This window comes from Vibrio marinisediminis (assembly GCF_014050145.1).
Classification (GTDB): domain Bacteria; phylum Pseudomonadota; class Gammaproteobacteria; order Enterobacterales; family Vibrionaceae; genus Vibrio; species Vibrio marinisediminis.
Genome location: NZ_JACFYF010000115.1, coordinates 1 through 322, shown reverse-complemented (window position 1 = coordinate 322; position 322 = coordinate 1). Strand labels below are relative to the sequence as shown.

The following is a 322-nucleotide window of genomic DNA, read 5'->3' as shown; positions in this document are numbered from 1 at the left end:
GCATGGGCGTTGGAGATCACCATGTGCATCAGCCCGTGGGCCGACATGGGGTTGTCCCAGGAGAACGCCTTGTCGATGCGGGCAGGCGCGCCCTCAGGGGTCAGGCACAGATCGTCCGGGCCGTGCACGAAGCCCAGATGCGGGCCGTCGAGCGGTGCGCCGGGGGTGACCTTGCAATGGGGCTTGGGATGCGCCTCGGGCGGTTTGGGGTAGGGGGGCTTGAAGCGGAAGCCGCCGGGGACCTCCACCGTGCCCAGCAGGATCTGCAACAGGTGCAGCGCGCGGGCGGTCTGAAACCCGTTGGCATGGGCGGAGATGCCCC

Annotated in this window: 1 pseudogene; it reads right to left on the bottom strand. The window is 69.3% G+C overall.

Annotated elements, in window-relative coordinates:
* Positions 1–322, bottom strand: a pseudogene (locus H2O73_RS23600) (formate dehydrogenase); the annotation flags it as partial.